The organism is Bradyrhizobium sp. 197 (assembly GCF_023073375.1).
GTDB lineage: Bacteria > Pseudomonadota > Alphaproteobacteria > Rhizobiales > Xanthobacteraceae > Bradyrhizobium.
The window spans coordinates 22926-35841 of record NZ_JADPJJ010000048.1; the positions used below are offsets into that span (position 1 = coordinate 22926).

The 12916-nt window shown below is 64.4% G+C and carries 13 protein-coding genes; 7 read left to right on the forward strand and 6 right to left on the reverse strand.

The features are described from left to right. Nucleotides 1-251: 251 nt before the first annotated feature. Both ndk and IVB27_RS10635 read left to right on the forward strand, forming a co-directional pair. Nucleotides 252-674 (forward strand): nucleoside-diphosphate kinase, encoded by a 423-nt coding sequence (gene ndk, locus IVB27_RS10630; RefSeq protein ID WP_106943663.1) that lies wholly within the window; start codon nucleotides 252-254, stop codon nucleotides 672-674. A gap of 44 nt (nucleotides 675-718) precedes the next feature. Beyond that, complete coding sequence (locus IVB27_RS10635; RefSeq protein ID WP_247443448.1) at nucleotides 719-1579, forward strand: TerC family protein; 861 nt, start codon at nucleotides 719-721, stop codon at nucleotides 1577-1579. Between the two features lie 22 nt (nucleotides 1580-1601). On the opposite strand, the gene ppx is transcribed toward IVB27_RS10635, so the two are convergent. The 4 genes from ppx to IVB27_RS10655 all read right to left on the reverse strand — a co-directional run bounded on the left by ppx (nucleotide 1602) and on the right by IVB27_RS10655 (nucleotide 6772). Then, nucleotides 1602-3104, reverse strand: a complete 1503-nt coding sequence (gene ppx, locus IVB27_RS10640; RefSeq protein WP_247443449.1) for an exopolyphosphatase — start codon at nucleotides 3102-3104, stop codon at nucleotides 1602-1604. Between the two features lie 15 nt (nucleotides 3105-3119). Further along, on the reverse strand, nucleotides 3120-5312 hold the full coding sequence (locus IVB27_RS10645) for an RNA degradosome polyphosphate kinase (protein WP_247443509.1): 2193 nt from the start codon (nucleotides 5310-5312) through the stop codon (nucleotides 3120-3122). A 128-nt stretch (nucleotides 5313-5440) separates the two neighbouring features. Then, the gene (locus IVB27_RS10650) at nucleotides 5441-6118 is read right to left on the reverse strand and encodes a P-loop NTPase family protein (RefSeq protein ID WP_247443510.1); all 678 of its coding nucleotides are present in this window, start codon (nucleotides 6116-6118) and stop codon (nucleotides 5441-5443) included. Between the two features lie 111 nt (nucleotides 6119-6229). Then, on the reverse strand, nucleotides 6230-6772 hold the full coding sequence (locus IVB27_RS10655) for a CDP-alcohol phosphatidyltransferase family protein (RefSeq protein ID WP_247346374.1): 543 nt from the start codon (nucleotides 6770-6772) through the stop codon (nucleotides 6230-6232). A 155-nt stretch (nucleotides 6773-6927) separates the two neighbouring features. Between IVB27_RS10655 and purM the strand changes: the two genes are divergently transcribed. Both purM and purN read left to right on the forward strand, forming a co-directional pair. Then, complete coding sequence (gene purM, locus IVB27_RS10660; RefSeq protein ID WP_247443450.1) at nucleotides 6928-8001, forward strand: phosphoribosylformylglycinamidine cyclo-ligase; 1074 nt, start codon at nucleotides 6928-6930, stop codon at nucleotides 7999-8001. Continuing rightward, a complete protein-coding gene (gene purN, locus IVB27_RS10665) occupies nucleotides 8001-8654 on the forward strand; it encodes a phosphoribosylglycinamide formyltransferase (RefSeq protein WP_247443451.1) in 654 nt (217 codons plus the stop codon). Before purM ends, purN begins: the two co-directional genes overlap by 1 nt. A gap of 87 nt (nucleotides 8655-8741) precedes the next feature. Here purN and IVB27_RS10670 read toward each other — a convergent pair whose 3' ends face one another. Then, entirely contained in the window at nucleotides 8742-8948 is a 207-nt protein-coding gene (locus tag IVB27_RS10670; protein ID WP_148752975.1) for a cold-shock protein, read from the reverse strand. Nucleotides 8949-9327: 379 nt separating this feature from the next. Here IVB27_RS10670 and IVB27_RS10675 point away from each other — a divergent pair, with 379 nt between their 5' ends. After that, complete coding sequence (locus IVB27_RS10675) at nucleotides 9328-10479, forward strand: autotransporter outer membrane beta-barrel domain-containing protein (RefSeq protein WP_247443452.1); 1152 nt, start codon at nucleotides 9328-9330, stop codon at nucleotides 10477-10479. Between the two features lie 77 nt (nucleotides 10480-10556). Here IVB27_RS10675 and IVB27_RS10680 read toward each other — a convergent pair whose 3' ends face one another. Continuing rightward, the gene (locus IVB27_RS10680; protein WP_247346384.1) at nucleotides 10557-11597 is read right to left on the reverse strand and encodes a LysR family transcriptional regulator; all 1041 of its coding nucleotides are present in this window, start codon (nucleotides 11595-11597) and stop codon (nucleotides 10557-10559) included. A gap of 71 nt (nucleotides 11598-11668) precedes the next feature. Between IVB27_RS10680 and IVB27_RS10685 the strand changes: the two genes are divergently transcribed. Together IVB27_RS10685 and IVB27_RS10690 are read left to right on the forward strand one after the other, a co-directional pair. Further along, a complete protein-coding gene (locus IVB27_RS10685; RefSeq protein WP_247346386.1) occupies nucleotides 11669-12286 on the forward strand; it encodes a hypothetical protein in 618 nt (205 codons plus the stop codon). Continuing rightward, nucleotides 12273-12893, forward strand: coding sequence for a GNAT family N-acetyltransferase (locus IVB27_RS10690; RefSeq protein ID WP_247443457.1), 621 nt, complete (start codon nucleotides 12273-12275; stop codon nucleotides 12891-12893). The genes IVB27_RS10685 and IVB27_RS10690 overlap by 14 nt, the downstream gene beginning before the upstream one ends. Nucleotides 12894-12916: the final 23 nt, after the last annotated feature.

Here is a 12916-nt window from a genome sequence, read left to right on the forward strand (position 1 = left end):
CGGTCTGCCTGATCATCAGGTTTCGGTTTCGATAGACCTGACGTTACGCCGGCGAAGCTGAACCGAATCCTGACGGGGGCTTCAGATTGGGTTCATCTGGGTGAAATTGTTGTAAGCCATGCTGGAATCGGCCGTTCGCTCCTGCGGCGAAGCGCCTGTGAGACATTCGGGCGGTCGCTTGCCGTCCGGCGAAGGCGCCGATATAAGCCCGGCAACTCCGAACCACCGCATTCTTCCCCAAGGACAAGATTATGGCCATCGAACGCACTTTCTCGATCATCAAGCCCGACGCCACCGCGCGTAACCTGACCGGTGCGGTTAACGCCGTGATCGAGAAGGCGGGCCTGCGCATCGTCGCGCAGAAGCGCATCCGCATGACCAAGGAGCAGGCCGAGACCTTCTATGCGGTCCACAAGGCGCGGCCGTTCTTCGGTGAGCTCGTGGAATTCATGACCTCGGGGCCCGTGGTGGTCCAGGTGCTGGAAGGCGAGGGCGCCGTCGCCAAGTACCGCGATGCGATGGGTGCCACCGATCCGTCCAAGGCGGCTGACGGCACCATCCGCAAGCTCTACGCAAAGTCGATCGGCGAAAACTCTGCGCACGGTTCGGATGCGCCGGAGACCGCCGCGATCGAAATCGCGCAGTTCTTCTCGGGCAACGAGATCGTCGGCTGATCGCTCAGCCGATAAGTTAAAGAGACACGGCGAAAGGACGTAGTGTGAACTGGCTCTGGCAGATCTTCGATCCCGCTACGATCGGGGCATTCTTCACCCAGTTTCGCAACGAGATGGCCGAACCGACCTTCTGGGTTGCGGTCGGCAAGATCATCTGGATCAACATCCTTTTGTCCGGCGACAATGCGCTGGTGATCGCGCTCGCCTGCCGCGGCCTCAAGCCGCGGCATCGGCTCTGGGGCATGATCTTCGGTGCTGGCGCAGCGGTGCTGCTGCGGATCATCTTCACGGGCATCGTCGCGAGCCTGATGGAGCTGCCGTACCTCAAGCTCGTCGGCGGTCTCGCGCTGATCGTGATCGCGGCCAAACTGCTGGTGCCGGAACAAGAGGACGAGGACGGCGTCGAGTCGGCCTCGCATCTGTGGCAGGCCGTGCAGATCGTCGTCGTCGCCGACATCGTCATGAGTCTGGACAACGTCATTGCGGTGGCCGCCGCCGCCAATGGCAGCGTGCCCTTGCTGGTGCTCGGACTTGCCATCAGCGTGCCGCTGATCGTCGCCGGTGCGGCGCTGATCATGGCGCTGCTTACAAAGTTGCCGGTTTTGGTGTGGGCCGGCGCGGCGCTGCTCGGCTGGATCGCAGGCGAAGTGATTGCCACCGATCCCGCCATTGCGCCGCGGCTGCACACGCTGTTCGACGGTCCGTTCGGCGTCTCGCTGGACAACATGCTCGGCGCGTTGCGCATCCCGCCGCAGTTCGCCCATGGTGGCGGGGGCGGCGAGTATTTTTGCGCGATCCTCGGCGTCGTCGTCGTGCTGGTCGTCGGCACCATCTGGCGCCGACGCAGCCTCAGCGCGGCCGCGCTGGAGTCCTCCGAGCGCCACGCCAAGGCTTCGGCGGAGTAGAAGGCCTCGGCTGAGTAATTCTCTAGCGCCGGACGATCGAGCCGGCGCGGTTGATCAGCCGGGCGAGCGCACGGAAGCGGCTGCCGACGCGGTCCGCGACGAGATCGCCGAGGCGGTGCTCGAACACGAGCAACAGCTTGCGGCCCACGCTGCGGAAATGCGTCGCGGGCAAGACGCCCGGACGCGCCGCCGAGATCAGATGCGCGACGCGGAAGGCCGCGCCCAGCAGGCGGGCGCGCTCAAGCTGCGCCGGCGTCAGCAGCTCCTGCATGGCGACTGGCGGCTGGTTCTCTTCACTCAGGCCGGCGTAGCGATAGAACACGGACAGGCCGACGAACGCACGTTCGGTGTGGGTGATCGCGCCGAAATTGCCGTTGACGACGAGGCTCAGCGTCTGCTCGCCGCGATGATCGGGATGCACGCGCCAGCCGATGTCGGACAGCAGGCACGCGGCATGGCGCAGGCGGCGGTCCTCCTCGGTCTCGCGCAGCTTCACCACGCGTGCGAGGCGGTCGCTCCAGGCAATCAGCTCGCGGGCGTGCTTCGCCGAACGCGACAGCAGCTGGTTCAGCTCCTCCGCCGCGCAAATCAGCCCGTCCTTGTTGCGCTCGGTTTCCGACAGCTTCTCGTGCAGCAGGCCCTCGCGCACGCCGAAGGTCGAGAACACGATGGTCTTCGGCTTCGCCACGCGGATGATGTGCTCGAGCACCAGCGCTGCATAGGTCAGGAGAGGACGACGCGCATCCGCGACGATCTCGATGTCGGCGAGCATGTCGACAGCCGCAAGACGACGCAGACGACGCGAGAAGTCGAGCGCCTCGGCAGCCGAGATCGAATAGCCGTGCATCACCTGGAGCGGATAGCCGCTCTGGATGATGTGGATGCGCGCGAGCGCGCGCCAGGTGCCGCCGACCGCGTAGAAGCTCCGGCCGCCACCTGCCTTGAGTTGCGGCACCCCGTCGAGCGTCTCGCGGACGATGCGGTCGGCGCGTTTGAGAGATTTATGCGCGAGGTCCTGCAGAGCGAGGCCGCCGAGCGGCAGCGTCACGCCGCTGCGCACGCTGTTCTTGCGCACGTCGATCAGTTCGAGCGAACCGCCGCCGAGATCGCCGACGATGCCGTCGGGGTGATGGATGCCGGAGATCACGCCCAGCGCCGACAACCGCGCCTCGCGCGGGCCCGACAGGATCTCGATCTTCACCGCGCAGATGCGCTCGGCTTTGGCGATGAAGTCGGGGCCGTTGGAGGCATCGCGGCAGGCGGCGGTCGCAATCGCAAACACCCGTCCGACCTGCATCACCCGGCACAGCGCACGGAAGCGCTTGAGCGAGGTCAGCGCCTTGTCGACGGCGTCGGGTGCGAGCAGGCCCGTGCTCTGCACCTCGCGCCCGAGGCCGCACAGCGTCTTCTCGTTGAAGATCGGAATGAGGCTCCGCGTCAGTCCCTCGTACACGACGAGGCGGACCGAGTTGGAGCCGATATCGATGACCGCGACGCTCGAGCCGCGCTTGCGCGGCCGCTTCACGTCAGAGATCCCGGATCAGGATTGATGACGTTCATTACGGCGCGTGAGGCGGCGCGGCGAGGATTCCTTGAGCGACTTACCACGGCCAGACAGACTCGGATTTGTCATGAAGTAGTTGTGAGCGTTGAAAGGCTCCTCGCCCTTCGCGGTCTTCATACGCGTTGAGGACCCGTCCGGCAACAATTGCCAGCTCTGCTCGTTGTCCTTGAGATTCGCGACCATGATCTGTTCGAGAACCTGCTGATGCACCGTGGGATTTTGCAGCGGACACAGCACCTCGACGCGGCGGTCGAGGTTGCGCGGCATCATGTCGGCCGAGGAGATATACACAGCCGCTTTCGCGCTCGGCAGGCCCTGGCCCATGCCGAAGCAGTAGATTCGGCCGTGTTCCAGGAAGCGTCCGATGATCGACTTGACGCGGATGTTCTCCGACAGGCCGGGGATGCCGGGCCGCAGGCAACAGATGCCGCGCACCACGAGCTCGACCTGCACGCCCGCCTGTGAGGCCTCGTAGAGTGCGTCGATGATGTCGGGGTCGACCAACGCGTTCATCTTCATCCAGACCGCGCCGGGCCGGCCGTGCCGCGCATGCGCGGTCTCGCCCTGGATGTGCTCGATGATGCGCTTGCGCAAGGTCAGCGGCGACACCGCCATCTTTTCCAGATCGCTCGGCGCCGCATAGCCGGTGATAAAGTTGAACACGCGCGCAGCGTCGCGGCCGATGGTCGGCTCCGAGGTGAAGTAGGAGAGGTCGGTGTAGATGCGCGCGGTCACCGGGTGGTAATTGCCGGTGCCGGTGTGGACGTAGGTTGTCAGGCTGCCGCCCTCGCGGCGCACCACCATCGACAGCTTCGCGTGCGTCTTCAGTTCGAGGAAGCCATAGACGACCTGGACGCCGGCGCGTTCGAGATCGCGCGCCCAGCGGATGTTGGCCTCTTCGTCGAAGCGCGCCTTCAGCTCGATCAGCGCGGTGACGGATTTGCCGGCTTCGGCGGCTTCCACAAGCGCGCGCACGATCGGCGAGTTGCTGGAGGTGCGGTAGAGCGTCTGCTTGATGGCGACGACGTCGGGGTCGCGCGTCGCCTGCTGGAGAAACTGCACCACCACGTCGAAGGATTCGTAGGGATGATGGACGACGAGGTCCTTCTGCCGGATCGCCGCGAAGATGTCGCCGCCGTGCTCGCGCACGCGCTCGGGATGGCGCGGGACGTAAGGGGTGAATTCGAGATCGGGCCGGTCGAGGCGGGTGAGCTGCGAGAGCTCGTTCATGGCCAGTACGCCGTCGACCAGCAACACCTCGTCGTCGGCGGCCGACAGCGCATGCTGCACGAAGCTGCGCAGTTGCTCCGGCATCTTGGCGTCGATCTCGAGCCGGATCACCGACCCGCGGCGGCGGCGCTTCAGTGCGGTCTCGAACAGGCGGACGAGATCCTCGGCCTCTTCCTCGATCTCGAGCTCGGAGTCGCGGATGATGCGGAAAGCGCCCTGGCCTTGAAGATTGTAGCCGGGGAACAGGCGATTGATGAACAGCGCGGTGGCCTGCTCCAGCGAGATCAGCCGGACGACCTTGCCGTCAACCGGCAGGCGGATGAAGCGGTCGATCTTGCCGGGCATGCGGATCAGCGCGTTCATCTGCTTGCCGTCGGCGGCGCGCGTGAGCTGGAGCGCGATGGTGAAGCCGAGGCTCGGAATGAACGGGAAGGGGTGGGCCGGGTCGATCGCGAGCGGTGTCAGCAGCGGAAACACGTTGCTGAGGAAGTAGTCCTCGACCCAGGTTCGCTCCGCCTTGGTGACCTCCTTGCCCTCGACCAGAACGATGCCCTCGTTGGCCAGCGTGCCGCGCAGGTCGCGCCAGATCGCCTGCTGGTCGGAGGCCAGTTGCGAGACGGTCCGGTTGATAAGCGCGAGCTGCTCGGACGGCGTCAGGCCGTCGGGGCTGCGTTCGGCAATGCCCTCGCGCACCTGGGCCTTGATGCCGGCGACGCGGACCATGAAGAACTCGTCGAGATTATTCGCTGAAATCGACAGGAATCGCACCCGCTCCAGCATGGGGTGGCTGGCATTGACCGATTCCTCCAGGACGCGGCGGTTGAAATGCAGCCAGGAGAGCTCGCGATTGATGAATCGCTCGGGGCTCGATGCGATCGCCGGATGGCCCTCTGCTTCCGGAGCTTTTTCTTTAACTTCAACAGCTTGCGCAGAGTCCATCAGAAATCGATCCATCCAGTTCGCCCAAATTTGCGACTTATGCGCAAAACCGTCGGGAGCATGTGTTAGAGCGATGACGTTTCGATGACATTGATGTTCCGCTGCCGGGCCGCGTCAAGCCGCCTTGGTCAGACATCCCGCAGGAGCTCGGCGGCCAGGGCCCGGGTGACGGGACGGCCGAGGCGCAGGGCCTCGCTGTCCAGCAGCTCCACCGCCTGCCGGGCGGCGGCCGAGGACCGCTCCAGGCGGGTGGCGAGGTAGCTGACCACGCTCTCGTCCACGGCGAGCTGGCGGTCGGCGCAGAATTTGACGATCAGGCCGCGGAAGAGCTGGTCGTCAGGCGGCAGCAGCGCGATGACAGGCACGGCGCGCAGCCGCGAGCGCAGGTCGGGCAGCTCGATCTCGAGCGACGCCGGGACCTGGCGCCCGGTGAAGAGGACGTAGGCCTCGTCCTCACGGGCCAGGTTCATCAGATGGAACAAGGCGCGCTCGTCAAATTCCTTGGCCTTGGGATCCTCGACCACCAGCGCGCCGGTGACGAGCGCACCCGGGACGGCTTCGGCGGTCAGCGCATTGGCGGTTGTCGAACGGGCGCCCGAAGCCTCGGCCCAGATCGCGGCGAGATGGCTCTTGCCGCTCCCTTCCGGGCCGGCCAGCCACATGATCCGGTTCGGCCATTCCGGCCAGGCGTCGATGAGGGCAACACCGGCGGCGTTGGCGGGGCCTTCGAGGAAATTGTCCCGGCTCAGGCTCTCCGCATGCGGAAGCGAAAACGCCAATTGTCGGGGATGAACGCGGCCTGGCACGCTTGCTTTGCTCCGTGCCGGCGTGCCGGCTTCGTTTGAGGAGATGCGACTTAATCGAGCGGAGTTGGCCTTTTGCGGCGCCGCATCCCAACTCATTTGGCCTCGATCATGCTACTTGGCTTCGATCGTACTCATGTGCCGCAGCCACTCGACAAGATAGAGCGACACCGAGGAGAGCGTGAAGACCGTGACGAGGCCCATCAGGATTATATCATAAGGACCGGCTTTGAAGCCGAAGGCGAGGGCGGCCAGCACCAGCGCCGCGAATGCCACCTGGGCCACAGTGTTGAGCTTGGATACCCTCGAGGGTTTCATCTCGACAGGGCGGTCGAACAGCCACGAAACGATCACGGCGGCGACGATCATGATGTCGCGCGAGACCACCAGGATGACGATCCAGCGCGGAATCGCACCCCAGATGCCCAGGGCCATGTAGATCGAGACCAGCAGCGCCTTGTCGGCGAGCGGGTCGAGCAAGGCGCCGAGTTCGCTCGTCATGTTGAAGCGCTTGGCAAGGAAGCCGTCGACCGCATCGCTGATACCCGCGATCAGGAAGACGGCGAACGCCACCTCCATTTGGCTCGACACGATGGCCCAGACGATGATCGGGACCAGCATGATGCGGCCCAGGGTAATGATATTCGGAATACTCACGAAAGCGCTTCCCGGCACCCGGTCTGACCTCGAATCCGGCCCTTAGAGGCTGAACCGGTTGATATCTCTACATAGTATACGAAGGCGCGCCATGCGAGCCATTGCGCGTCCCCGGAATTCGACGTAACCAGCCGCAAACCCACTGGAAATCGGGCATGACCGACCGCAAAAACGGCCTCACTTACGCCGATTCAGGCGTCGATATCGACGCGGGCAACCGCCTGGTCGACCTGATCAAGCCGATGGTGCGCGCCACCGCGCGGCCCGGCGCCGACGCCGAAATCGGCGGATTCGGCGGCCTGTTCGACCTCAAGGCGGCCGGCTTCAAGGACCCCATCCTGGTGGCCGCGACCGACGGCGTCGGCACCAAGGTCAAGATCGCGATCGAGACCGGCCTGCATGGCGGGATCGGCATCGACCTCGTCGCCATGAGCGTCAACGACCTTGTGGTGCAGGGCGCCGAGCCGCTGTTCTTCCTGGATTATTTTGCCTGCGGCAAGCTCGATCCGGAGGCGACCGCCTCGATCGTCGCCGGTGTCGCCGAAGGCTGCCGCGAATCCGGCTGCGCTCTGATCGGCGGCGAGACGGCCGAGATGCCCGGCCTCTACAAGGACGGCGATTACGATCTCGGCGGCTTTGCCGTCGGCGCCGCGGAGCGTGGCACGCTGTTGCCGCGCAAGGACATCGCCGCCGGCGATGCCGTGATCGGGCTCGCCTCGTCGGGCGTCCACTCCAACGGTTTCTCGCTGGTGCGCAAGATCGTGGAACAATCCGGCCTCGGCTTCGAGGCGCAGGCGCCGTTCTCGCCCGTCATGACGCTCGGCGGCGCGCTGCTGACGCCGACGCGGCTCTACGTCAAATCCTGCCTGCGCGCGATCCGCGAGACCGGTGCGGTAAAGGGGCTTGCCCATATCACCGGCGGCGGCTTCACCGACAACATTCCGCGCGTGCTGCCGAACCATCTCGGCGTCGGGATCGATCTGGCGCGTCTGCCAGTGCTGCCGGTGTTCAAATGGCTGGCCGCGGAGGCCGGTATCGCCGAGCTCGAAATGCTGCGGACCTTCAATTGCGGGATCGGCATGATCGCGATCGTCGAGCCGGACAAGGTGAACGAGGTCATGCAGGTCTTCGCTGAGGCCGGTGAGACCGTGGCACAGCTCGGCACCGTGATCCCGGCCGAAGGCGAGCACCGCGTCGTCTATAACGGCCACCTCGACCTGGCGCTGTGATGAAGCGCCGCGTCGCCATCCTGATATCGGGGCGCGGCTCCAACATGGCCGCGCTGATCAAGGGCGCGGCCGCACCGGATTTTCCGGCGGAGATTTCCCTGGTCATCTCGAACAAGGCCGATGCGCTGGGGCTGGAAACGGCCAAAGCGCGCGGCGTGAAGACGCTGGTGATCGAAAGCAAGCCGTTCGGCAAGGATCGCGCCGGCTTCGAGACGGTGCTGCAGGCAGCGCTCGATCAGCACGGCATCGAGCTGATCTGTCTCGGCGGCTTCATGCGCCTGTTCACGGCCGAATTCACCAAGGCCTGGTACGGGCGGATGCTCAACATCCATCCCTCGCTGCTGCCGTCTTTCCCCGGTCTCGACCCGCACGGCCAGGCCTTGCGCGCCGGCGTCAAGCTGTCTGGTGCGACGGTGCACTTCGTGATCCCCGAGACCGACGCCGGCCCCATCGTGATGCAGGGCGCGGTACCTGTGAGCGACCACGATACCGGAGCCACGCTGTCGGAGCGCATCCTCGAGATCGAGCACCGCATCTATCCTGAGGCGCTGCGGCTGCTCGCGGCCGGCAAGGTCCGGATCGAGGGCGACGTCTGCAAGACGGCGAGCAGCGGGCCGTCGGAGAATTTTTTGATTTCGCCGGTGGCGAATTGAAGCGCTGTCGCGTTTCGTCGTCATAAATAAAAACCCCCGGCGGAGCCGGGGGCAACGTCATGATCTCTCGCGCAAAATCGAGAGAAATCAGGAAACCTTGAGGTTCTCCGCGGATGCTTTGCCGCGGTTCTCCACGAGGTCGTATTCAACCGCTTGGTTTTCGTTGAGGGTGGAAAGTCCCGCACGCTCGACGGCGGAGATATGGACGAACACGTCCTTGTCGCTGCCGTTCGGCTTGATGAACCCATAGCCCTTGGTCGGGTTGAACCATTTGACGGTGCCCTTTTGCGGCATCCTCAGTCTCCTCCGCTAGATACAAAAAAGACGCGGCCGCTTTTTTTCGCGTGCCACGCCACAAACGGGCTTCCGGAAGTCTGTTCGAGTCTTGAATCTCAATGTCGCGAAACGCACAGCCGAGCGCCAATTCCGATTGTGTCCGATATTGCAACATGAAAATCGCGCGTTAGCAAGCCGTGCGCGAATTTCAAGCCAGGGCCAGGCGAACAGGATTGCAATTTGCGACCTGTGGCCGTGGAACCACAATCCCGGGCAATAGCCTCGGCCATAGCGTGCCAACCCGTTGACCCTCCGTGACAGTTCGGAACAAATCGCCGCACGCGCCGCAGCTTGTGTTGCATTCCAGCGCTCCGCCACTCGCTTCGGGAAGGTCGTCATGTGCTGCACCTCGCAGCTCTCCGGGACACGGCAGACGATCGGGCTGGATCGCGTCCGCCGGATTGCGACGGCGATCGCCATGGCCTGTACGTTCGTCGTGATGATGTCGGCCGCGACGCCCGGCTTGGCGCAAAGTCCGACGCCCACGCCGACCCCAACCCCATTGCCGACCCCGGTTCCGATGCCGACCTCGACCAATTACGACCAGTCGGCCGGCAACAGTGCGCTCGATCTCGGCTCGAATTTCCTGGAGCGGCTCGGCAACCAGGCATCTGGCGGCGTCAACCGGGCATTTCGGACCAATCCGGGCGGTGGCGGCGCGTCGACGGCCACGGAGGATCCGCGCTACCGCACCTGGTTCGAGGGCTACGGCATCTCGGTCCGGACCGATGCGCAGGGCGATTTCGTCGGCGACAAGCGCAAGACGGTTGGCGGGGTCGCAGGCTTTGGCGCGCGGCTCGCGCCGGGTGTCAATATCGGCTTCTCCGTCGACCAGAGCCACACCGACGTCGACGTGCCGCTTGCGCTTCAGTCAGCGACGCTGGACCTGACGCAGCTCGGCTTCAACGGCTCCGTCGACAAGGGCCCATGGACCTGGGCCTTCGCGGTGGTGCACGGTTTCGGGAAGGTCCGTTCCAGCCGGGATACCGGCCTGGGCTTTGCGATCGCGGGTTATCGCGCCGCAATCGACGGCGCGCTGACCGAGATCAGCTACTACTGGACCCAGGACCAGATGCGCATCGTGCCCAAGGGGGCGCTGGAATATGTCCGCGCCACCAGCGCCGCGTTCCAGGAGGCCGGCGGCCTCGATCCGCTCAATGTCGGCTCGACGGCACTCTCACGCGCGCGCGTCATGATCGGGGCGGAGATCGGGCGCTACTTCATCTTCGAGCAGAATATCCTGGACCTGTCCGCCTACGGCAAGTTCGTCGACAATTTTTATCAGAACCTGGGATCGGTGCAGGTGAGCCTCGGGACCCAGAGCATTGTCGTGCCCGGCGTCGGCGAGAGCCGCTACGGCATGGATGCCGGCGCCTCGGCCTCGCTCAGCCTGACAAACACTGCGCGGCTCTACGTCAATTACGACGGCAAGTTCCGCAACGAGCTGACGTCGCACCAGGGCACGCTCGGCTTCGAATATCGGTGGTGAGGCGAAGCCTGCCTGCGTCCGCCCAGAGCGATCCGGAAGAGTGCGGAGCGGTTGTTTGAAAAGGTCATGCCCAAGCTTCAGGTCGGCGTTGCCGCGATATATCCCGTCAATCCAAAGCCCTCGCGCGCGGCCGTCATCATCGGCACCAGCGCGTTCGGGTGGATGAACTCGTCGCGGAAACAGGGATGCATCTTGGGATCGAAGATTTTCTTCAACCAGTCGACCACGATCTTGTGGCGCTCGGAGGTGCGGAACTCCTTGTGGTAAGTGAGCCAGAGATCGGCGTGGTGGCTGACGCCGAGATCGACGGGAACGAGCGGGGCGCCGAGCGCGATCGAGACCGTCGGCAGGAACCCGATGCCGGCGCCGCGCTCCACCGCATAGAGCACGCCGACCGACGAGTTGGTCTTGATCCCGACGATGCCTTCGAGCGACTTCAGTCCGAGCACGCGGGCGTAGGCGCCGTCATCAACCTGCGGCGCGTTCTGCTTGATGATGCGGTGGTTCTTCAGCTCGGCCAAGCCCGCCGGGACACCGTAGAGGTTTTCGTACTCCTTGGAGACGAACGGATAGATGTGCAGACGGCCGAGCTTGGCGACGATCAGATCCGGATTGGTCGGCGGCTCGAGCTGGATCGCGATATCGGATTCGAGCCGCGCGACGTCGGCCTGCTCCATCGCGCAGCGCAGGTCGACGGTGATCTTGCGATAGGTCTTCTGGAAGTCGATCAGTCGCGGCAGGATCCAGAAATTGCCGGGGCCTTCCGTCACCGCGACGCGCACGGTGCCTGACATATCGTTCGACGATCGCGAGGCACGCCGGAGGACGTTGAAGGCATGACGCTCCATCAGCGCCACGTCGGCGATCATGGCGCTGCCTTCGTCGCTGAGCGTGAGCCCGCTCTGGTCGCGCAGGAACAGCTTGCAGTCGATGCTCTCTTCGAGCCGGTCGATCCTGCGCATGAGGGTCGTGGAGGTGAGCCCGAGCTCCTCAGCGGCGTTGCGGAAGCTTTTATATTTTGCGCAAGCTAAAAATAATTTCAAATCGTCCCAGGACGCATCCAGGGCTTCTTCACGGTGCTGCATCATAGCAGCACCCCGGTGCAATAACTGCTGCATACTCCTGATCCCCAGCCGCTAAGCTCTTCGCGATAGCGGGGCACGAAAGCCGCGGACGATAAAGGGGTGACATGGGTATGGAAAGGGGCTCGTTTGCCGCAAGGCATGATTTCGACGCGCTGCCGCTCAGTCCGGATGTCGACGTCCGTTGCGCCCAATTTTCCGAAATTGCCGCGCTTTCGCAGATGGCGCACCGGCTGGTGCCGGGCGTTCGGATCGGGACGGCTGAGCTTGCAAGATACTTCACCTTCGATCCCGAGAGCATCCTGACTTTCAGCCGGAAGGGCAACCTCGTCGGCGGCATGGCCTTCCTGTTTCTCAACGAACGCGGCCACGATGCGCTGCTGCTCGACGAGATCTGTCTCACCGCGCCGGAAACGCGCCATCTCGCTTCTGCGAAGGAGGACGTTTCTGCCATCTACATCTGGGCGATCGCGGCGACAGGGCGCGGCGTCGCCGGTCTCGGCAAGGCCGCGGCTCATTTAAGACAGCTAAGGTTTCGCAACGCGGATTGCTATGCGCAGCCGTCAACCGTGGCCGGACGCGACATCATGAAGGCGACCGGCTTCGAGCCTGTTCCGAGCTTCCAACCCGACCTCTGGTGCTACGAGCGCCCCTGGCATCGACAACCCATGCGCATGCCCGGCGCGGTCATCCAAGCAAGGAGTTTTGCAGATGCACGGTACTAGGATTCCTCTCGCGAAGCCCGACTCCCGCGCCATCACCATTCGCCTCGCACGCGATCTCAGCGATCTCATGCTGGTCACCTCGATCCGCTCAGCCGTCTATCTCGCCGAGCAGGATTGCCCGTTCGATGAGGAGTTCGACGGCAACGACATGGTCGCCGCGCATTTCATCGGCTATGTCGGCAACGAGCCTGCCGGCTGTCTGCGGGTGCGGTTCTTCGGCGATTTCGCCAAGGTGGAACGGCTTGCGGTGCGGCATCAATATCGGCGCTCGCGCGTCTCGTTCAAACTGGTGCAGGCGAGCGTCGACTATGTGAAGCGCAAGGGCTTTCGCAAGATCTACGGCCAGGCGCAGGACCGCCTGGTCGATTTCTGGGCCCATTTCGGCGCCAAGCCGCTCGGCCACAATCGCAAGGTCACCTTCTCCGACTTCTCCTACACGGAGATGCTGCTGGAGATCGAACCGGGTCCGGACGCGATTACGCTGGACAGCGATCCCTATGTGATCATCCGTCCCGAGGGCGATTGGGACCGGCCGGGCGTGCTCGACGCCTCGGCAGGACGAGCCGTGACGTCGCCGCTGCGGGACGTCGCGCTCGCTGGCCGTTGAAACCAGTGCAGCTGCGCACAAGA